Source organism: Marinomonas mediterranea MMB-1, from assembly GCF_000192865.1.
GTDB lineage: Bacteria > Pseudomonadota > Gammaproteobacteria > Pseudomonadales > Marinomonadaceae > Marinomonas > Marinomonas mediterranea.
In genome coordinates, this window is sequence record NC_015276.1 from 964,368 (window position 1) to 985,717 (window position 21,350).

Below are 21,350 nucleotides of genomic sequence, written 5' to 3' on the forward strand. Positions count from 1 at the left end.
AATTTATAGTTATCCCTACTTTTTCATAATACGACTCCTTACCTTTGCTTTCTCTATTTTGGTCTGTAGAACATTGTCGGTCACGTGGGTATAAATTTCGGTGGTGGAGATACTGCTATGCCCAAGTAGGCGTTGGACAAAGCGGATATCAAGACCAGACTCCATCAACTCGCAGGCCGCTGAATGCCTTAGCATATGGGGTGTTACATGGAGCTGGGTGCTGGACTGTTCGGCGAGCAAACGAATTAACTTTCGGATAAATTGCGTCGAGGCGGGTTGTCCACGGCTGTTTAATAAGAAGTTGCTTGAGTCACTTTCAACGATTGTTCTGGCTTTTCTATAGTGGCGTATCAATTGGCATATTTCTTTATCGGGAAGATAGACATAGCGTTCGCGAGAGCCTTTACCAAAAATTTTAATTTTTCGTTCTGTTAAAAAAATATCATCCAGCTGGATACCGACCAACTCGCTAACGCGCATGCCTGTGCTAAGCATAAGTTCAAGTGCTAGTGTGCCTGTGAGTTTATTTAGGTCTCGTTTACTTGTTGGATAAGAGAATCCTGTATTTTCATCCGATATGGATTTTAGTGGCTTTTGATCAAGTGTTCTTCTTCCTTGCGTTAGCATTCTTTTAAGGTCGGATTTATTAACATTGCGAGGGAGCCGTTTTGGAAGCTTGATGGACGTATTGAATTTGTGAAATGGTGTTACTTCAATCTCTTCTTCTTGTTCGAGCCAGCGAAACATAGCTCTTATGCAGGCTAGTTTGCGTTTAATCGAGCTTTGGCTCAGTTCTGAGTCGGCAAGATAGTCATGAAACTTATGTAGATCTTTTTTGTCAATTGCATTAACGGATGTTTTAACCCCTGTGCATTCGACAAACTGTTTTAAATCTATTCGATATGCTTTGAGTGTATGGCCCGAGAGTTTTCTGTTTTTTTGACAGAATTGTAAGTATCGTGACGCGATACGGCTGATTGAGTCCACGTTTTCTCTCTTTTTCGGCTATGGGGTAGGCGCTATATTACTGTCTTTTATAATTATTTTTAAGTTTTGAATAGTGATTCATTTATGTTACAAAGAAAGTTAAAGATTTTGTAAATTTGGCCGTTAAGTTCCTTTAGAGCCACAATATGTTGTAGGCTCTATTCAGGCTTTTCTTCTTAAGGGGGATGTATGTCAGAAGTAGGAAGTGTTGCTCAATCATATGGGATGGAAGCGTTAAGTGCCAACCTTGCGAAAAAGCAACAAGTTCAAGAGGGCTCACAGACGCTAAAGCTGTTAGACAGCACAGCTCAGAGCGCACCTCAAGCGAGTGCATCTTCTGCGCCAGTGGGAAACGTTGGTCAGAATATTAATATTCGCGTGTAAACAAAAACCAAGCTACCGTCCTCAGAGTGATCTTCTCTCTCAAGTTCGACAGCTTGGTTTTTTTATGCCTGTTTAGTAGGTGTCCGTTTTATGTTTCGTTTTATGATTAGAATGAAACGTCTACCGCTGCCCAGTATTCACGACCATGATCTACATAACCGTATTCTTCGTCTGTAAACTCTTCATTAAGAGCATTGTTAATACCTAGACTCAGTTTTAAGTTTTTGTTGAACGTGTAGTTCGCGCCAACATCAATAAGCTTGTAAGAAGGCGTCGGGTCGTCCTCTTCGTTTGCTTCACCATAGTATGTGTAGTCTGTCCAGAGGCGTAATTTGTCTGTAGCTGTCCAGTTTACGGACAGTACTGCTAGATGAAGTGGAATAGAGCTTAGAGGGTCACCTTTATTGTCGCCTGTAAGTTGCTTAGAGTCGTTGTATGAATAACTCAATGACGTTGATAGTGCATCTGTTACTAGGTACTTAGCATTCAACTCTGCACCATTAAGTTCAACTTCATCAATGTTGGTCCAATAGCGATTCGCAACCGTCGTTGTTCTTCCTCGTCTCGTTGTTGTCGTTGTGTTTACAGGGCAGTTGTTGTCACAGTTTGCCGTGTCTAATTTGTCTTCAAAGTGTGTATGGAAAACCGTCGTACTTGCGACAAATGAACTTCCGCTGTAGGTGAGGTTTATCTCAGAGCTGACGGAAGATTCAGGTTTTAAGTCTGGGTTGCCATATGTATCGCGTCCTTGGGATGCAATGGCCCAGTCTTCACTTAGTCTTCTGAGTGAAGGTGCTTTATATCCAGTAGACACGCCGCCCTTTAGTATCCATTCGTCGCTAACACTCCATACACCGTATACTTTTGGACTAAGGTGATTTTCGAAGTTCTCGTTTTTATCTGCTCGAATACCTGTTGTTAAAGCGAATGTGTCAGTCAGATACCATTCGTCTTCTATGAAAATAGACAGCTGATCGTTCGATAAGGTATCGGTTCCATTTTCTACTTGATTCCCTTCGTCTTTGAGGTCAGCTTTTGTGTAGCTTCCTCCAAAAGCAATGACGTGGTTATCAGTTGGAGTAATCCATTTAGTATCAAAAATAGTGTTCGTTATTGTTGATTCGTCGGTGATATTTTCAGTGCTATCGTGCTGGATGAAGGTCGTCTCAGAAACTGCTTTATATTTACCAAAATGCGTTATAGCGACAGACTCTTTTTCATTTTCTTCTAAATCGTCATTATCATCAGATTTTCCAGCAGTACGTGTTCTTTCTTGTTCTGATTTGCTGATATCAAGTGCGAAGTCATGAGACTGATTTGCTGAGTAAATAAGCTTACCGAAATAGTTCTCAATTTGCTTATCTGCGTTACCACCATCAATGTTGTCTTCTTCTTGGTCAAAGTACTCAGCACTTAGTTGAAGACTCAGGGTATCTTTTAATATTGGTCCTGAAAGAAATACAGAGTTCTTTTTCGTGTCGTTAAACTCGTTACCTTCAGCAAAAATTGCTTCACTTCGAAGGTTTCCAGACCATTTTTCAGTGTGTTTTTTGGTAATAATGTTTATAACACCGCCCATGGCGCTAGAACCATACAGCGTTGACATGGGGCCGGGGATAACTTCAATACGTTCGATCATTGAGAGTGGTGGAAGCCATTCTTGGTCATAGCCGTCGGCTCTTTTTTCTCTTGACTCTCTAGAGGATTGAGTACGACCATCAACGAGCATCATTGTGTAGTCTGGAAGTAAGCCTCGCATTTGTATATTTGTCCCACTTGCTCCAGAAGTGGCTCTAGCGAGTTGTATCCCAGGGACACTTTCTAATACTTCACTAATATTTCTATAAGACCCTTTCTCAATTTCTTCCTTTGTTACAACGGTAATTGTTGCTGGTGCTTCCGTTGTATCTTGTTCAAACCCCGATGCGGTTACCACTAGAGTATCCAGTTGTTCCTCTGCGTAAGAGGCATTTGTCGCGGCGACAGCGAGCGCTGCCATGGTGATCATAGTGACTTTCTTCATGATAAAGAGTTCTCCAATTTTTTAGAAACTCATGACGAGCGAAAGCGCAGCACAAAGGGGAGTGAATCTGTGCTTTGGCGCGTCCGAGCTTTCGATTAATTATTTAGAAGCGGATTTGTTTAATGTGTTATGAAGTTTTACGGCGTGCGCTAGGCTGCAATCTCTCAATAGCTCAAAAGCATCCAGAGCGTTTTCATCCACAAACGGATGAGGCTGTCCTGCTGTTCGCTCATTTAATAGCGCAATGCGTTGAATCGAGTTGTCGCGAGTAGGGTGGTTTGAAAGGAATACATCGACCCCTTTCTTTTCGCCTATTTCCTTGATGCGTTCTGCAGAGGCAGAGTACTGTCGGATTCGTGGCTCATTGGGACCAAAATTAAGTCCAGTACCACCCCAAAGTGCGGCCCAGTGAGTCTCGTTGCCATCTTTTAGAGGAATAAGCATCGACAAGGTGCCTAGTGTATGTCCCGGAGTAACATATAGCTCCATACTGGTATCACCTAGAGTCAATACGTAGCCGTCGTTAGCAGAAATATCGCGAACGGGTTTTTTGCCCCAGCGAGGGTTATCAATTTCCTGAACCGGCTTCTCAAGCTCCGTCCAGTCTTCATTGCTCATGATGACACGAGGATGAAAATGGTTAACGAGATAATCTTGACCACCGTAGTGGTCGCCATGCGCATGTGCTATGACAAGGTATTTGATGTCGTTGGGGTTTAATCCAAGTTTCTTAAGCCCTGCGACGATGACATTCTCCGCTTGATTATTACTGTTCATCGCGTCAATCAGGATAATGCCTTCAGATGTCGTTACCGCCCAGCTGGCTACTTTTCGATTTCCGACAAAGTATAAGTTATCGAATACTTGGGTTGGTTCAATCACCGCCTTGGCAGAGCGGCGTTTGCGCTCTTCATCCGTTAGTGTTCTTTTTTTCCCTGTTTTATTTCTCATGCCAGCGAATGCGAGTGGTTTATCCACATTACAAAGGCTATGAAGGCCAGCGTAATTTTTACCAGCTTCTAACCCTTGCGCTGCTAATTCACTTGGAGTGAGTTCAGTGTTGGCATACGAAAAGGCGGAGAATAGTGAAAGTGAGCTTATTGTCAGTGCCGATAAGAGTGACTTTTTAAGTAAGCTTTGATTCATGCTGTGGCATACAGATTGTTTCGCTGGCATTATGGAATCTCGAAAATATATTTTTTTAAACGAAAATGTTAACTGTTCTCATTTTTACATAGATTCTTGTTGATTACATGCAACATGCTGTTGCGATCTTTGCAATGGTGCAGGAATATTGTGTTTTGTTCAGAATATTAAGAAGTGAAGGTAGTCTTTGTGCTATGTATGACCTAAATGACCTCCAAAGTTTTGTTATGGTTATGGAAACGGAGAACCTGACCGAAAGTGCTCGATTGCTCGGCGTGTCTAAATCCACCTTGAGCCGACGTATCTCTCATTTAGAGGGGATAATGGGGCAGCCTCTTTTGTTACGTCATGCAAATAAAATGTCTGCAAACGATGCAGGACGTGCATTTTTTCCGTTTGCAAAGAAGATTTTAGATACCGCTAAACAAGGTAAAAAAACGCTTGAGCACTTACAAGACGAAGTGGTCGGTGAAGTTGATGTGACGGTTTTTTCCAGTTTTGCTCGTTCTTGGTTTCCGAATGAGGTGCTGTCGTTTCTTGATAAATACCCTGATGCCAGTATCAACGTTAGAACCGACTCAATATTCCGTCACGACATGAAGTCAGACGTCGCGCTTTGGTTGGGAGATATAAAGGAAACGCATCTAAAGACGGAATTGTTGGGTAACATGTCATGTGGTTTGTACATCTCAAATGGCTTTGCTAAACGTTATAAGAGGCCTGAAACTATTCGAGAACTGGAAGATCTTCCGTGGGTTAACTTGCATAACCTTCATATGCTAAGTGGAGAGCTGGAGCTTCGACATAGTGAGCAAGGCATGGAAATGATATCGATACCACGATCTCGGCTTGCATCGGATCAAATCGGAATGCAAATGGAAGCGATTGTATCTGGGAATGGAGTGGGCATTTTGCCGGACTACATGGCGAGGCGGCGTGAAAAACACCATCCTGGCGACCTTATTCGAGTGTTCCCTGAATGGCTACTGCCCTCGTTGCCTATGTATTTGATTTATCCTTATGGTCATCAGCCAAAACGCGTGCAGGCTTTTTTACAGCATATACGCGATGGCGCTGGTGATGTGCTTGTTTGATCGCTTACTTTAGTAGAGTAGCTTGAAAGAGTCGTATGAAAGAATAGCTTGATAGAGTCGTTGTATAGAGCTGCTGTCGCTATTTAGTTTAGACGGCTAACTTGCTCGTTGCACATTAAGCAAAACAGGCGTTCCTGTCTTAGGGTCTTCAAATAAATCACATTGAATGCCATACAGCTCTTTTAAAAGAGGCTGTGTAATGACACTTTTAGGGCTGCCCGTTGCGATGATGTTTCCGTCTTTCATGGCGATTAGGTGATCAGAATATCGGGCGGCCATAGTGATATCATGAACCACCATGACAACACTTTTTCCTTCAGCTGATAAGTCTCTAATTAGGTCAAATACTTCTATCTGATGCCCTAAGTCCAGAGCGGAAGTAGGCTCGTCTAAAAGCAACAAAGGGGTTTCTTGAGCAATACACATCGCGATCCAGGCACGTTGGCGTTGCCCGCCAGAAAGTGTGTCCAGTGGGCGTTCTGCAAGCTCACTTAAATTCGCCGCATTAAGAGCAAATTGAATGGCATCTGTGTCATTCATCCCCCACTGCTTTAACAACCCTTGGTGAGGATGTCGTCCAAATCGAATGAGTTCCTTTACCGTAATACCATCTGGCGCTAGGGTTTCTTGTGGCAATAGTGCTAACTTTTGAGCGACTTTTTTAGAGGCGATCGACTGTACGTCTTTGCCATCGATTTTGACAACACCTGTTGACGGTTTGTGTATACGGGCAAGACCATTTAAGAGAGTTGATTTTCCGCAGCCGTTTGGTCCTACAATGGAGGTTACTTTACCTTCAGGGAATTGAACGCTGAGATCATGCACAATATCGCGAGCGCCGTGCGCAAGCTTTAGGTGTTCGGTGCTTAAACTGGACGAAGGCAAACCCTTCGATGAACGATGAGAAGAAGCAAGTGTCATAAAGAGCTCTGTTTAGGCTTACGAATAAGAATCCAAATGAGGTAAGGGCCACCGACCACAGCGGTAACGATGCCTACAGGCAATTCGATGGGCGATAGAATAGTGCGTCCAACCAAGTCCGCTAATACCATTAATATTGCGCCGCATAGAGCGCTTGAGACTAATGGAAGTCCTTTGTGTTTAGCGAAGGTTCTGGCCATTTCGGGGCCAACGAGCGCGATGAGACCAATGGGGCCAGACATCGCGACGGCAAAGCCTGTGAGTGCAACGGAGATAACCACTGCCACGAAGCGTATTTGATTGGGCTTTTGCCCTAGCGTAATAATGACGGAATCGGCAAAAGACAGCAGCCTAAAATATCGCGTTAGAATGATGCAGGCGATGACGGCGATGAGCGTGATAACCCCCATCCAAGGGACTTGCTCCTCATCTCTTCCTGAAAGGCTACCGACCGTCCAAGGATACGCCGCATTCGCGACATCGATATGGACTTGTGACAACAAGAGTTGTGATGTCGCGCCTGATACAGCGCCAATCGCAAGGCCCGCCACGATGAAGCGGTAGCCGCGTGTGCCACTGCCGCCGCCAATGGCAAAGGCGAGGGCGGTCGCAGTCGCTGCACCAACTAGTGCCATACTTGAAGGCGCAAGACCGACGCCGATGCCAACAACAGATGCAACTGCAAAAGCCATGGCCGCGTTATCGATACCAATGATTCCGGGTGTTGCTAACCGGTTTCGAGCAACATTTTGCATGAGGCAGCCAGCAAGAGAGAAGGCCGCTCCGGTGTAAAGGCCAGCTAGGATTCGATTTAGTCTTAAATCATTTATTAGAAAGTTTGTCATGGCGTCGCTTTCACTAAACAGAGCGAGCACCACTTGTTTTAGCGGGACATATACCGTTCCGCTGGATAAAGAAAGTACGACAGCGCCAAGTAATATAACGCTTAGCAAGAGGTTCCTAATAATGGCATCGGACTCAATAACGACATTAAGTGTTGTTGAGCCAAGTCGCCACGATGTTTGTTGTGTTAGAGCAGAGGGGAACGTCATAAGAATACGTACCTAAGACAGCGTCGGTAGGCGTTTAGCCCGAACGATCATAAGTAAAATAGGCGCGCCGATAATAGCGGTTAAAACACCGAGTGGCATTTCCGACGGTCGTGATATGAGTCGAGTTAAAATGTCTGCAAACAACAAAAGACTTGGACCGAGTGGAATACAGATGATCATAGCTCGACGAATGTCGGCTCCGACAATCGCTCTGGCGGCAAAGGGCACGACGAGACCAACAAAAACAATGGGGCCAGCAACGGCGGTTGCAGAGCCAACCAATAAAGCAACGGCTAAAATAACCAAATAACGAATCATCTTCGGGTTATGTCCTAACCCTAATGCGACTTTTTCGCCCAATGCCATCGATGCTAATGGTTTAGACACATACAGTGTGACAAGTAAGGCAACTAAGCCATAGGGTAGCACCAATAGCAGGTTGTCCATGGAACGTCCCGCGATACTGCCTGTTACCCAAAAACGAATTTCATCCGCGGCGCGTTCGTCAAACATTAATAAAATAGAGGTGAGGGCGGTTAACAAACTCGATAGTGCGGCACCAGCGAGTACCAAACGCACAGGATCTTTAAACTGCCCTTGCATACGAGCTGCGGCGGTTACAAACAAACACCCTAATAGCGCGCCTAACTGAGCCATACCGATGGTGAGTGTCGCAATACTGGCACCAAAAATGAGTGCTAATGCAACGGCAAAGGAAGCGCCAGCACTGACGCCAAGTAGTCCAGGTTCCGCCAGTGGGTTACGCGCAAGGGATTGCATTAATGCGCCGGAAAGCCCCAACGCGATGCCGACAAAAATCCCGGTGAGGGTTCTCGGCAGCCTTAGTTCAAATAGGACGAAGTTTGCTTCGTCACTTCCCCTACCAAAGAGTGCCCATAGCGCGTCTGCTGCGCTAACTTGGCCAGCGCCAATGAGCAAAGAAAGCAATGTCACAAGCACAAACAAGCCAGAGCACACTAAAAAACAAGGTAAAAGTGTACGCTGGCTAGGGGCTTGTTCCTTAAATAAGTCTTTAAGAAATATCAGCATTGATCGGGGCGAAAGGCTCTCTTTAATTAGTAGAAGGTTTAGTTAACAACGCGTCGGCGACATTATTAATAACCTCAGTTGCTGCAATAGGGCCAGATGCGCTGGTCCAAGTTTGACCATCCACTAAGGTGACGCGATCTTGTTTTACCACATTAAGACGTGAGAACGAAGGTGACTTTTTGGCCGCTTCTAAAGCATCTTTGCCGTCTTTATTTAACGTGGCAAGGAATAACCAGTCCGTATCGACGACAGAGAGGTTTTCTAGACTCAATGGGCTGGAGTGAGGACGTTTGCCTTTTAACAAGTTTTTATGTGTTGGCTCTAAACCCACAGAAGACAGTAATCCACTCGCAAACAAGTAGTCCGCCATGACGATTGGGCCTTGTGGCATCCAGCGTGCGACCATTGCCTCACGTTGATCTGCGGGAATCGTTGCTTCCAGTGTCGCTTTGGTGCTTTTTGCTAGCTTATGGACGTTGTCGATCGCGATTTCAGCATCCGCTGTTTTATTGATGGCTTTAGCGAAGAAAAGCGTCTCTTTCTCCCATACGGCCGCATTTGAACGATCAAAGTTTGGGGCAATCGTTGGCGCGATTTTAGACAAAATTTTATATTGAGACTCGGACAAGTAGTAAGGTGCCATGATAACGTCTGGACGTAATCCGAGTACCGCTTCGATATTGGTTTCTTTCGTCGTGCCGACGATTTGAATATTAGGGACTTGATCGGAGATGTATTCAGCGACGCCGTCGCCACCGCGAGTACTGATACTGCCTAGTACGTCGACATCAATTGCAGTCATAGCATCTAATGCGCCTTCGTATAAAGTGACAATACGTTCGGCATTGTCTTTAACAGTTACGTCACCGAACTTAGTCGGCAGCGTTACATCAGCCAAGGCATTTGATGATAACAAGATACTCGATGACAAAAGTACGCTGGTGGATACTAGAGAACGACGAACAGCAGAGCGAATTGAGAACATAACCACGGATCTCCATGAAAAAGTCATAGCTAAAAAATGAGCTATACATAAAAAATTTTGAAAATGATAATACTTCCCATTACATTTTTAAAATTGTTTTTGTGGAACGTGGTGTTTTTATTTTCGGAACGCTTACTTTTTGTGGTGTTATTGTGGGGCAAAGACCGTTTTTGATGCTCTACCGGGAATTTCTTTAGCCAGCTTTGGTACCAAGTACCCGGGAAGCTTTTTCGTAACCTCTCCCATAAGACGCTGCGCGTCTTCAATCGGAATATCAAAATGTGCTGCGCCAGCGACAGGGTCAAAGGTAAACATGTAGTAAGGCAGTAAGCCGACTTGGAATAAGCGGTTGCTTAAATCGACTTGGGCCTCTACTGAGTCGTTTACGTTTTTTAAAAGGACGCCTTGGTTGAGCAGAGTGACTCCGATTTGCTTTAAGCGCAGCATAGCGGATTCAACGGCTTGGTCTATTTCGTTTGCGTGATTAATGTGCGTGACCAAGACAATCGATAGTCTGCTTTGGCTCATCCAATAAATGAGCTCATCGTCGATTCTCGATGGAATCACGACAGGTAAGCGGGTATGAATACGCAGACGTTTGAGGTGGGCAATGCTTTCTAAGCTTCTGACCCGTTCTGCCAATACTTTATCTTTGAGCATCAGAGGGTCACCGCCGCTCAAGATGACTTCATTTATATTTTTATCATTGGTGACGTAATCGATGACACTTTGCCACTCAGATTGAGCCAACTGATTATCACCATACGGAAAGTGGCGACGAAAGCAGTAGCGACAGTTTACCGCACATATTCCAGTTGTAATGACGAGTACTCGACTTTCGTACTTATGCACTAAAGCCTTTTGAGGCGTGTGATTGGCTTCTTGCAAAGGGTCTTTTAAGTAGCCTTCAACATCCGCTAGTTCTTGATGTTGGGGTAAGACTTGTAATAGCAAAGGGTCATTTAGATTGCCCTTTTCAATACGAGATAGATAAGGACGAGGCACTAATAGTCGAAAGGTTTTTGTCGCGCCGATATGGGTTGCGGCGAGGTCAGCTGGCAGATCCAGTTCCTTTAGAAGTTCGGGTAATTGAGTAATGGCGCGCTTTAATTCATGGCTCCAAGAGGTCTGTTCTTCATGTGTTTGGATCTGGATCACGTCAAATATCTGCAAAATTCGATTTATTTAGGGTATTATTGCGCGCAACTTTTTCGATTTAATGGCTCTGCTTGATTTTTACGTCGGCCTTATCTGGTCGCAATAGTCGGAATCATAAACCATATAGGTACTGTCACTAAAGCACTTTAGTATTTAGATCGCAGTATGGTATGAGCCTTTTACTAACTCTTAAAAAGAGATTGAGAGGAATTATGGGTAGTTATTCAGCCAGCGATATTCGTAATGGTAACAAATTAATGATTGATGGTGACCCATGTGCGGTGCTGGACAACGAGCACGTTCGGCCAGGTAAAGGTCAGGCATTCAACCGTATCAAACTGCGTAACCTGAAATCAGGTCGTGTTTGGGAGCGTACGTTCAAATCGGGCGATAGCATTGAAGGCGCTGATGTAATGGATACCGACATGGAATATCTATACACAGACGGTGAGTTCTATCATTTCATGGCAACGGACGGTTCTTTTGAGCAGCATGGTGCTGATGCAACGGCGGTCGGCGATGCAGTTAAATGGCTAAAAGAGCAAGAAACTTACATCGTTACTTTGTATAACGGCGCGCCATTGGCTGTGACACCTCCAAACTTTATTGAGTTGGAAGTGACCGAAACAGATCCAGGTTTGAAAGGCGACACTGCAAACGGTGGTTCTAAGCCTGCGACGTTGACAACGGGCGCTATGGTACGTGTTCCATTGTTTATTAACATTGGTGAAGTGTTGCGTATCGACACTCGTACGGGCGAATACGTATCGCGTGCGACTGGTAAATAAAAACGGATTTATACTGCGTAAAAACAGTATAAACTGATAAAAGCCTTCACAGTTGGTGATTACCAGTGTGAGGGCTTTTTTATGAGCTACGTACGCTGATGAGCGCTAATGAACGCCTATCTGTACGCTAAGAGCGCTTAAAAAGAAGCCTCCATCTTGTACTTCTACTACTGAATAGTCGTGAGTAGCGCACGAAAGAAAAAAGCCCGAGAGACCAATAGATATGTACCATCCAACGAACTGGCAACCCACCGCAGACGTTAATACATTACAAGCAAGAGCGACGCTTTTAAAAGCAATCCGCGAGTATTTCTCTTTGGAAAATGTACTAGAAGTGGACACGCCGTGTTTGTCGCTGGGGAGTATCAGTGATCCTCATATTGAAGTATTAACAACGACGACGAAAACCGCAGGTCAAAAGGTGACTTATTTTTTGCAAACGTCACCCGAGTTTGCGATGAAGCGTCTATTGTGCGCGGGTATGCCGAGTATTTATCAGTTAGGGAAGGTCTTTCGTGCCGAAGACTTAGGGCGTCGGCATAGCATCGAATTCACCATGCTTGAATGGTACCGATTAGGGTACGACCATTGGAAATTGATGGATGACATGGCGCAATTACTCCAGTTTGTTGTTGGGCAAATGTCTAACCATACTGCTATTCGTTCAGAACTGACCTATGACAAACAATCTTATCGTGAGGTATTTCTAAAGCACCTCAACATCGACCCCTTTACGGTCAGTATTGAAGTGCTGCAAGCGCAGTCACACCGCTTAACCGAGTTTGGCTTGGAAGAAACTGATCGCGACACCTTGCTAGAGTTGCTTTTCAGTACGGCAATTGAACCCAATATCGGTCAAGTTTCTCCGTGCTTTGTCTATGATTATCCAGAGTCACAAGCAGCACTTGCCAAGAAATATCGAGATGATCACGGTAATGCCGTGAGTGCTCGATTTGAACTGTATTGGCAGGGAATGGAGCTGGCTAATGGCTACTATGAATTGACCGACGCGGTTGAGCAAGAGGCTCGTATCGATCAAGACATGAGTATGCGATTGCAGAACAAACAACCGGATCGAATCGCAGACAAACGACTTGTCAGTGCGTTACACGAAGGTATGCCTACATGTGCCGGTGTCGCCCTTGGGGTCGATCGACTTCTGATGTTGCTCGTGGACAAAGCGCACATTGATCAAGTGATGCCTTTTGCAGGAGATAGGGTGTGATAAAACGCAATTAGAAGGCGGTTTAGAGAGCATTAAGTTTGGGGATATTGAGCGCTTTTTAGACACACTAAATTAATTCAAGTTAAAGGTGAATAGAACGACAAAACTGGCGTCGCACTTTTTGATACATTCCCATTTCTATTTTTATCTCTTTATTTTTACTTTTCTCTATTTTGATTTATCCCTATTTTAGCTTGTTCATAAGGTCAATTGTTCGTATGGAATTGAAACATGTAAGTCGTTTTTTCGCGACATCGATGGTCGTTTTCTCTGCTCACACTCAGGCGGCGACGGATTACCCCGTTACGATTGAAAACTGTGGTTATACTCATGTTTACGAACAGGCGCCTTCTTCAGCGGTAACGATAGGTCAGGCGGCAACCGAAATTTTATATTCATTGGGATTGGCAAGCGCCGTGAAGGGAACATCCGTTTGGTTTAGTGATGTTTTACCAGAGTATGCTGATGCTAACGTAGACATTCCGCGTCTTGCGGACAATGACCCTAGCTTTGAAGCTGTTTTGAGTAAGCGCCCAGAATTGGTTGCCATACAGTATGAGTGGCATGTTGGCGCTCAAGGTGTTGTTGCGACACGTGAACAGTTTCACGACATGGGTGTTTCAACGTACAACTTACCAATGGACTGCGACAACAAAGACAACACCACTGGGCTTGATGGCACGCGGTTAGACCAGTTCTCAATATCTTCTTTGTATAAGTCGATTTCTCAACTTTCAACCATCTTTAATGTTCCCGAACAAGGTGAAAACCTGATTGCCTCGTTGACAACTCGAGAGCAAAAAGCGGCCGAGCGAGCTGAAAAAGCCGGGGTAGATGGGCGATCTGCAGTATTTTGGTTTTCAAGTGCCGCGATGGACATCGACCCTTACGTGGCAGGGCAGAAGGGTGCTCCGGGTTACATTATGAAAACGTTGGGTATCGAGAACATTGTTCAGTCAAATGAAGAATGGCCTACCGTAGGGTGGGAAACGATCGCGAAAGCGAACCCTGATATTATTGTGATTGCAAAGATGAAACGCCGCCGTTTTCCCGCTGATGATTTCCAGAAAAAGTTAGAATTCTTACGCACCGATCCAGTTACAAAGGAAATGAAAGCCGTAAAAAATGGCAATATCGTCATTATAGATGCACAAGAAATGGACACGACTATTCGTGTCATAACGGGTCTTGAACGACTTACTCAAGCTGTCGAAGATCTTAATTAAATGCCACTGCTTTCAGTGATAGGAGCGGCGTCGTATCGCTCCTTTTTTCTGTTTGTTAGCTTTGTTCTTATTGCTATAGCACTGATATTTGGTGTCGCAATTGGCGAAACCAATATAGATATTTCTATCGTGATTAAGTCCTTGCTAAACGGTTTGTTTGATCAAAACTGGGCGGTTAATCCGATTGATCAAGGCATTATTTGGAACTACCGCTTTACGCGTACGATCGTAGCGGGGTGTTGTGGTGCTGCGTTGGCCATTACAGGATTGGTGTTACAGTCTTTGCTACGAAATGCCTTAGCCGACCCGTATTTACTTGGTATTTCAGCGGGTGCTTCAACGGGGGCTGTCATGGTCACGATAGCAGGCATTGGCGCGGGCGTGTTGAGTATGTCGTTTGGAGCGTTGATTGGTGCTCTAATGGCTTTTGCATTCGTCGCAATGCTGGCTGTTTTAGCGACAGGTCGATTTGCATCTGAAATTTCTTCTCAGGTCATTTTAGCTGGGATTGCAGGGTCTCAGCTTTTTAACGCATTGACGGCGTTTATCATCGCAAAATCAGCCAACGCAGAACAGGCGAGAGGCATCATGTTTTGGTTGCTTGGTAATTTGTCGGGTGTTCGCTGGAACGAGGTGGCGTTGGCTGTTCCGGTATTGGTTATCGGCTTAGCTTTGGTTCTATGGCATGGTCGAGCCTTAGATGCATTTTTGTTTGGTAACGATGCTGCTGCGTCTGTCGGAATACCTGTACGTCGAGTTCAGGTCGTGTTGATCGGTGCGACGGCCATGATGACGGCCGTGATGGTGTCTATGGTGGGTGCTATCGGTTTCGTCGGTTTGGTTGTGCCTCATGCCGCCCGCTTTTTATTTGGCAGTAAACACCTTGTACTTATTCCGGCTTGTGCGGTGATTGGAGCGGTATTTTTAATTGTGTGTGATATTGGCGCTAGAACGATTATGTCAGGTCAGGTATTGCCAATTGGTGTTGTTACCGCGCTTATCGGAGCGCCTTGTTTTGCGGTCATTTTGGTTAGAGGATCTAAAAAATGACAATAAAGGTGCGTAACCTTTCTTATCAGTTAGCGGGTAAGTCCATTCTTAGCGATGTGTCATTAGAGGTTAAACCGCATGAACGGGTTGCGCTAATGGGGCCAAACGGCTCAGGAAAATCGACGCTGCTGAGACAGATATGCGGTTTAACGCCGCTGCAAAAGGGTGAGGTGTTACTGCGCGATAAACCTGTGTCACGTTTTAAGCGGCGGGAACTTGCTCAAACTTTGTCTTTCGTTCAGCAAAAAGCCCATACGGAAGATCGTATTTTAGCGCTCGACGCGGTTTCGCTTGGGCGCACCCCTTGGTTGAATCCGTTTACCCGATGGACAAATGAACACCAAGTCTATGTCGATGACGCGCTTCGTCAGGTGGGAATGTGGGATAAGCGGGAACAAAGCTGGCAGAGCTTGTCAGGTGGAGAGCAGCAACGTCTTCACATTGCTAGAGCGCTTGCTCAAGATACTCCTATTATTGCGATGGATGAACCGACTAACCACCTTGATGTCAAACACCAGCTTGTGGTTTTGTCGCTGATAAAAAAAATTCGGAGCACGTTGTTAGTGGCAGTACATGATCTAAACCATGCTTTGCATTTTGATCGCGTTATTGTGATGAATCAGGGGGGTATTGTGGCGCAGGGTAAGCCAAGTGACGTGCTATTGCCTGATTTTATCCAAGATGTATTTGAAATTCAGACGCGTGTTATTAATGATTCCGAGTTTCCAAGTCATATTCAGTTAATTCCCTAGAATGCTTTATACTGAGACTCATAAAAATAGACAGATGATTATGAGTCCAAATGCCCCAATCTTTCAAACAATTCTCTTCTAGCAACAAGCGCACCGTTTGGCTTTATGTCGTTGTTGCGTTTGTATGCTTGATCGCTGTGTGGCGTGTCAGCGAAGCCTACCGCCAGCAGCAACTCACGAGCTTAAAAAGAAACTCAGAAATACAGCTAAATCAACTTGCGAATGTCTTAGAAAGCGCCATTGCTAAATATCAGCATATGCCGATTCTTTTGGCTGCTAATGATCGAGTGAGAAGAGCGTTATACAGAGGTATTCCAACCGATATTAATCTGCTCAATAGAGAGCTGGCTCAGATTAACCATATTACTGAATCGTCTGATATTTATATTATGAACGTCGATGGGTTAACGGTTGCAGCTTCAAATTACGAAGAAGAAGCGACTTTTGTCGGCAGAAACTTTTCATTTCGCCCCTACTTTCAAGAAGCTATTCAAGGGAAAGAGGGTCGTTACTATGCTTTAGGAACGACCTCGAACCGTCGAGGTTACTTCTTTTCATACCCTGTGTATTTCAACCAAAACATTGTTGGCGTAGCCGTTGTAAAGGTGGACCTGAGACAGTTTGAAAAGCGCTTTGACACACAGTCTTACGAATTCTTATTGCTTGATCCAGACAACGTTGTGTTTAGTTCCTCTAACTCTGATTGGCTTTATAAAGTCATGGGTGAGTTATCACATGAGGAGCTGACGAGAATTGCAGACAGCCGTCGCTACAAAGATAGGATGATAGAAACTTTACCGATTATAAATTCGGAACCTTTTAATCAAGGTGTGTCTATCGTTGAATTACTGCAAGAAACGAAAAGAGAGAGTGGTCGTGAGAGCTTTGAACGTCGTTCTTATTTAAAAATGAGCCAACCGATTCAGTTGTTTGGTTTCAAGGTGGTGTTATTAAAACCGCTACAGCTGTTGAACGATGAAATCGCCTTGTGGCGTGCCATTTTTGCGGGTGGCGTCATAATCAGCGCTTTGTTGGCAGGACTGGCTTTGCTTAGAAAACGCATGTTGCAGGAACGTTCAGACGCCATTGAAATGGCGCGCCATAATCAAGCTTATATACGCGAAGTGATTCAAAATACGCAGGCGGGTTTGGTTACATTGGACGACCATTTTTGCATTGAATCCTTTAACCCTGCTGTGGAGCAGTTAGTTGGAAAGCTCTTGTCAGGTGTCATCAATAAACCATTAGAAACACTTTTTCATTGCTCGCCGTCCTATCTACATTTTTGGAGTCAGATGACAGATAAAAAAGACAATGAAATTGATGCGGGTGGGCGCTTTATCACATTAGAAGGAGAGTTAGTGGCGAATGTTTCTTATGCTATCCCAGTTGAAATGACCTTGTGTGAGCTTCAGCTTCCGAATCGACGCGGGTATCTGGTTACGTTTCACGATATGACGGAACGTAAGCGCTACGAAAAAGAGATTACGGCGGCTCGTCAGGCTTTGGAAGAACGAGTCAGAGAGCGAACGGGAGAGTTAGAAGAGGCGAATGGCCTGCTTAGACAAGAGGTAATGGAGCATAAAGAAACTCAGGAAGAGCTAATACAAACTGCAAAAATGGCCGTTCTAGGTCAGCTTAGTGCGGGCTTGAATCATGAGCTGAATCAGCCATTAACCGCAATTCGTGCCTTTGCGGATAACAGCTTGAAGTTTTTACAGAGGGACCGTATCGATCAGGTTGAACTAAACTTACAGCAAATTAGTCAACTTGGACATCATATGGGGGACATCATTGCTCGGTTCAAAGTCTTTGCCCGAAAGGGCGATGTCGCCTCCCGTCCTATCAGCGTTCAGTCTGCCCAAGATGGCGCGTTGCGGATCATGTCTTCACGCATGAGAGAAGGTCAAATAGCGCTTTCAGGATTAGAGCAATGTCCGCACATGGTAATGGGCGACATGGTGTTTTTAGAGCAAGTGATTGTCAATATATTAGCGAATTCAGTGGATGCGATTGTCGACGCCAAGTCTACAATACGGAGTATAAATATCTCTGCCTATTCTATCGAGGGCGATCAAGTGCAAATCGCGATTCATGATACTGGGCCGGGCTTTTCTGAAACGGATTTTTCACGCTTATTTGAACCCTTTTTTACAACAAAATCATTGGGTGTTGGGCTAGGCTTAGGCTTGTCTATTAGTCAACGGATTATTGAATCGATGGGAGGGGAGATCAGTGCACATAATCACCCTCAGGGTGGGGCTGAGTTTTATGTTACTCTACCCGCTTTTGTCGAGCATAAATGGGTAGGGGTAAATGATGTCGCTGGATAAAGTACTGCTAATAGACGATGAACAAGCGGTCCGAATGGCTATCTCTCAAACGCTTCAATTGGAAGACTTTGATGTTACTGCTCTAGCGAATGCCCAATCTGCCATAGATTTAATTTCCATCGACTGGCACGGCGTTATTGTTTGCGACATTAACTTACCGGGTAAAAGCGGGTTAGATTTTTTCAATGAAGTGAAGAAAATTGACCCCGAAATCCCTTTTATACTCATCACCGGACATGGCGATATCTCGATGGCAGTAACGGCCATTCGAGAAGGGGCTTACGATTTCATCGAGAAGCCGTTTTCAAATGAAGACTTTATCGAAGTGGTTAAAAGAGCCAGCGAAAAGCGCCAGTTAACTTTAGAAAACAGAAATCTTCGTTTGGAACTGGCCGCTCAAAATGCGCCCGGTCCTAGAATTATTGGTAATACGCCAGGAATGCATCGTTTGCGTCAGGCGCTTCTTCACGTCGCCGATACGGGAGCGGACATACTGATTCAAGGAGAGACCGGAACAGGCAAAGAAATGGTTGCGCGTTATATCCATGAGCACAGTTCTCGTCGATCTAATTCGTTTGTTGCCATTAACTGTGGCGCGGTGCCCGACTCCATCATGGAGTCTGAGCTTTTTGGGCATGAAAAAGGCGCATTCACGGACGCAAAATCTCAACGTATTGGTAAGCTAGAGCATGCCAATGGCGGCACCTTGTTTCTTGATGAAATCGAGAGCATGCCGATGTCGATGCAAATTCGACTGCTTCGCGTGTTAGAAGAGCGTCGAGTTGAGCGACTGGGTTCTAATCAGGCGATTGATCTGGATTTACGTATTCTAGCGGCAACGAAGGTTGACCTTAAAGATCTAAGTGACGAAGGTGTTTTTCGTCAGGATTTGTATTATCGATTGAACGTTGTTCGTGTGGATATTCCGTCGTTAAAAGATCGCAAAGACGATATTCCATTGCTTTGGCAGCATTTTTGTTTGGTTGCCACTGCGCAATATAAGCGTGAGTCACAATCGCTTTCGGCAGCGAGAATGCACAGCTTAATGAACTACGACTGGCCCGGTAATGTTCGTGAACTGCGTAACCTTGCCGAACGATACGTGTTGATGGGAGAAGCTGGGTCGTTTGAGTTTGATCAGATTATTATTAACGAAAATAATCCCGGTATTATGACCTTGCCAGAACAGGTTGAACGATTTGAAAAAACGTTGTTAGAGCAAGAGCTTATGCGTCAAAAAGGATCGATTAAAGATACCATGGATGCGCTTGGCCTACCGCGTAAAACCCTTTATGACAAAATGCGAAAGTACGGCCTTGATAAAGACGTATATAAACAATAAATTTTACAGAAAATGGGTTGTTATAAAAAATAGGCTGTTTCTCTGAAAGGCCTAAAGGAGGCCTACATGGATGTAGGTCATTAGGGCAACGCAGGAGCAGTTGCCGAGCGTGGACTAAGCGCTCTTTCATTCTTTGTTAGCTTCTTTGCCAATATGCTCAATATTGGACGGCGACACTTGCCTCGGGACGCCTTCCCTAGTTACTCCTAAGCCAAACCTTCATTTTAGGGTAACCCTCAGGTGTGCCATTTGCTTCGCACATTTGCCAGTATTGAAGCAATGGAAAGCCAAAACCTCCACCACTTTCAAAGGCGTCTATCATATTGGATGAGCCACCTTTGTAGCCCTCTTTATGAAACAATACGGTTACATCAAGGTTAATGTATTTACATGCCGCATAAGACCAAGCAATGGCTGCTGTTTCTTCAGCGCCAGTATGTCCTGCGTATTTCATATCACCGCTTAATTCAGTTCGATCTGCAGGAGGGTTAATCGCAATGTGCCCTGCTTCGTGGAGAAGGTCACCCGGGTGAAGTAACTTTTCGGTATCAATTAATAAACCGCCATTGTCGATTTTGATACCTGGCAAGAAGGTTTTATCGTCAAGATGAACGAGCTGATAGGGCAGGCTAATTTCGTCAAAAAAGTTAAGAATCGTATTGATCGCTTTTTCCATATTGGTTTCCTTGTCTATTTTAGTAGCTATTATCAGTCGTCATCTATTATCAGTGGCTATCTATTATCAATAACTATCTCATATCCGAAGGGACGGGGTAGTCAGGGTGATCAACGGGAAAGGTCGCCCATACTCCTGGAATCGGCGGTTCCTTGTATTTTTCAAGGTCTGCAATGAGGACTTCTTTATCGACCTTACCGACTGGATAGAGATCAAACCAATGTGCTGGAATAAGAGTTGGATCAGCGCGTTCGATGACGAGTGCCATCCATTGTTCTCTGAGTGTTATCCAGCGCTCTGATTGACGGCCACTTTCCCTAACGCCGTTGCTTGGTCTTAATTCGACATAGATGGTTCTGCGGCTGCCTTCCGTACGTTTGGGGGCAGATCCGTGCAAAATCATCATGTCTTGAACCAAAATATCGCCCGCTTTAGCGGGTTGTTCCACAACCCCAGGAATATTCCAACCGTGTTTTTCTGAAAGCGTTTGAATATCCAGTAGTTCGTGCTGTGTTTCAGGCACATACTTTAAACAGCCATCGTCTAGATTAGCGTCGTCTAAATAAATGCCAATATTTAGGTATGGATAATTTTTAGGGTGCTGAGCGTCTTGGTGCCAATTGATGACAGGATGTGGATGTTGGTGCTTATACAAAATATCACATTGCAGAGGGATTGACCCATCACCGCATAGCTCTTTTGTGATGTTGATCATGGCCGGAGTGGCTAACAAATCCAAGGTGGCGTCCATCTCATTTAAAAAGATATCGTCATAACGCATTAAGCGGGGTCCTGCAGGATCTTGTACTACACAAGCATGAGGTGCTTTCTGACCCGCATGGTGAGTATCCAATGCTTTTTTTTCCAGCGTATCTGCTAGCGTTTGTAGTTTAGTCAGCAGCTCATGTGGCATCGCATTTTCGTATAAGGTGAAGCCCTGTTGCTGATATTGTTCAACGTGAGCCCCTTTTATTGTTTTGCTGTCGTCCATTTTGCTTTCCCTTCAATTCGTTGCCTTTAGCGTGTCAGTTTTCTCACAATTTTTACGAATACATTTTCTTTATATCAAACACTTAGACGTTATACACCTAATAACTTTAGTGTAATCCCGTGTAATTTATCATTCGATATTTGTCGTCTAGTATCCCTGTTTTAACT

Annotated in this window: 19 protein-coding genes; 9 read left to right on the forward strand and 10 right to left on the reverse strand. The window is 44.7% G+C overall.

Features of this window, described 5'->3' with window-relative positions; genetic code table 11:
* Positions 1 to 15: 15 nt before the first annotated feature.
* Positions 16 to 987: a tyrosine-type recombinase/integrase gene (locus tag MARME_RS04465; RefSeq protein WP_013660062.1), complete on the reverse strand. Its 972-nt coding sequence runs from the start codon at positions 985 to 987 to the stop codon at positions 16 to 18.
* Between the two features lie 189 nt (positions 988 to 1,176).
* Between MARME_RS04465 and MARME_RS04470 the strand changes: the two genes are divergently transcribed.
* A complete protein-coding gene (locus tag MARME_RS04470; protein WP_013660063.1) occupies positions 1,177 to 1,371 on the forward strand; it encodes a hypothetical protein in 195 nt (64 codons plus the stop codon).
* 106 nt (positions 1,372 to 1,477) lie between these two features.
* On the opposite strand, the gene MARME_RS04475 is transcribed toward MARME_RS04470, so the two are convergent.
* The gene (locus tag MARME_RS04475; protein ID WP_013660064.1) at positions 1,478 to 3,394 is read right to left on the reverse strand and encodes a TonB-dependent receptor domain-containing protein; all 1,917 of its coding nucleotides are present in this window, start codon (positions 3,392 to 3,394) and stop codon (positions 1,478 to 1,480) included.
* A gap of 99 nt (positions 3,395 to 3,493) precedes the next feature.
* Positions 3,494 to 4,570 (reverse strand): MBL fold metallo-hydrolase, encoded by a 1,077-nt coding sequence (locus tag MARME_RS04480; RefSeq protein ID WP_013660065.1) that lies wholly within the window; start codon positions 4,568 to 4,570, stop codon positions 3,494 to 3,496.
* Between the two features lie 164 nt (positions 4,571 to 4,734).
* Here MARME_RS04480 and MARME_RS04485 point away from each other — a divergent pair, with 164 nt between their 5' ends.
* Entirely contained in the window at positions 4,735 to 5,634 is a 900-nt protein-coding gene (locus MARME_RS04485; RefSeq protein ID WP_041647757.1) for a LysR family transcriptional regulator, read from the forward strand.
* A gap of 96 nt (positions 5,635 to 5,730) precedes the next feature.
* On the opposite strand, the gene MARME_RS04490 is transcribed toward MARME_RS04485, so the two are convergent.
* From MARME_RS04490 to epmB, 5 genes are all read right to left on the reverse strand, one after another.
* A complete protein-coding gene (locus MARME_RS04490; protein WP_013660067.1) occupies positions 5,731 to 6,555 on the reverse strand; it encodes an ABC transporter ATP-binding protein in 825 nt (274 codons plus the stop codon).
* The gene (locus MARME_RS04495; RefSeq protein WP_013660068.1) at positions 6,552 to 7,607 is read right to left on the reverse strand and encodes a FecCD family ABC transporter permease; all 1,056 of its coding nucleotides are present in this window, start codon (positions 7,605 to 7,607) and stop codon (positions 6,552 to 6,554) included. The genes MARME_RS04490 and MARME_RS04495 overlap by 4 nt, the downstream gene beginning before the upstream one ends.
* Positions 7,608 to 7,619: 12 nt before the next feature.
* A complete protein-coding gene (locus MARME_RS04500) occupies positions 7,620 to 8,657 on the reverse strand; it encodes a FecCD family ABC transporter permease (RefSeq protein ID WP_013660069.1) in 1,038 nt (345 codons plus the stop codon).
* Between the two features lie 22 nt (positions 8,658 to 8,679).
* Entirely contained in the window at positions 8,680 to 9,642 is a 963-nt protein-coding gene (locus tag MARME_RS04505; RefSeq protein ID WP_013660070.1) for an ABC transporter substrate-binding protein, read from the reverse strand.
* Between the two features lie 147 nt (positions 9,643 to 9,789).
* A complete protein-coding gene (gene epmB / locus MARME_RS04510) occupies positions 9,790 to 10,800 on the reverse strand; it encodes an EF-P beta-lysylation protein EpmB (protein ID WP_013660071.1) in 1,011 nt (336 codons plus the stop codon).
* A 212-nt stretch (positions 10,801 to 11,012) separates the two neighbouring features.
* Between epmB and efp the strand changes: the two genes are divergently transcribed.
* The 7 genes from efp to MARME_RS04545 all read left to right on the forward strand — a co-directional run bounded on the left by efp (position 11,013) and on the right by MARME_RS04545 (position 19,516).
* Entirely contained in the window at positions 11,013 to 11,588 is a 576-nt protein-coding gene (gene efp, locus MARME_RS04515) for an elongation factor P (protein WP_013660072.1), read from the forward strand.
* A 223-nt stretch (positions 11,589 to 11,811) separates the two neighbouring features.
* Positions 11,812 to 12,813 carry an EF-P lysine aminoacylase EpmA gene (epmA, locus tag MARME_RS04520; protein ID WP_013660073.1) on the forward strand — a complete coding sequence of 334 codons (1,002 nt, stop codon included), beginning with the start codon at positions 11,812 to 11,814 and terminating at the stop codon, positions 12,811 to 12,813.
* 218 nt (positions 12,814 to 13,031) lie between these two features.
* A complete protein-coding gene (locus MARME_RS04525; protein ID WP_013660074.1) occupies positions 13,032 to 14,039 on the forward strand; it encodes an ABC transporter substrate-binding protein in 1,008 nt (335 codons plus the stop codon).
* On the forward strand, positions 14,040 to 15,089 hold the full coding sequence (locus tag MARME_RS04530; RefSeq protein ID WP_013660075.1) for a FecCD family ABC transporter permease: 1,050 nt from the start codon (positions 14,040 to 14,042) through the stop codon (positions 15,087 to 15,089). It begins immediately after the preceding gene.
* A complete protein-coding gene (locus MARME_RS04535) occupies positions 15,086 to 15,841 on the forward strand; it encodes an ABC transporter ATP-binding protein (protein ID WP_013660076.1) in 756 nt (251 codons plus the stop codon). The genes MARME_RS04530 and MARME_RS04535 overlap by 4 nt, the downstream gene beginning before the upstream one ends.
* A gap of 50 nt (positions 15,842 to 15,891) precedes the next feature.
* Positions 15,892 to 18,174 carry an ATP-binding protein gene (locus tag MARME_RS04540; RefSeq protein WP_013660077.1) on the forward strand — a complete coding sequence of 761 codons (2,283 nt, stop codon included), beginning with the start codon at positions 15,892 to 15,894 and terminating at the stop codon, positions 18,172 to 18,174.
* The gene (locus MARME_RS04545) at positions 18,158 to 19,516 is read left to right on the forward strand and encodes a sigma-54-dependent transcriptional regulator (RefSeq protein ID WP_013660078.1); all 1,359 of its coding nucleotides are present in this window, start codon (positions 18,158 to 18,160) and stop codon (positions 19,514 to 19,516) included. Before MARME_RS04540 ends, MARME_RS04545 begins: the two co-directional genes overlap by 17 nt.
* Before the next feature lie 196 nt (positions 19,517 to 19,712).
* On the opposite strand, the gene MARME_RS04550 is transcribed toward MARME_RS04545, so the two are convergent.
* Together MARME_RS04550 and MARME_RS04555 are read right to left on the reverse strand one after the other, a co-directional pair.
* Positions 19,713 to 20,192: a hypothetical protein gene (locus tag MARME_RS04550; protein WP_013660080.1), complete on the reverse strand. Its 480-nt coding sequence runs from the start codon at positions 20,190 to 20,192 to the stop codon at positions 19,713 to 19,715.
* Positions 20,193 to 20,265: 73 nt separating this feature from the next.
* Complete coding sequence (locus tag MARME_RS04555; protein ID WP_013660081.1) at positions 20,266 to 21,183, reverse strand: phytanoyl-CoA dioxygenase family protein; 918 nt, start codon at positions 21,181 to 21,183, stop codon at positions 20,266 to 20,268.
* Positions 21,184 to 21,350 lie beyond the last annotated feature (167 nt).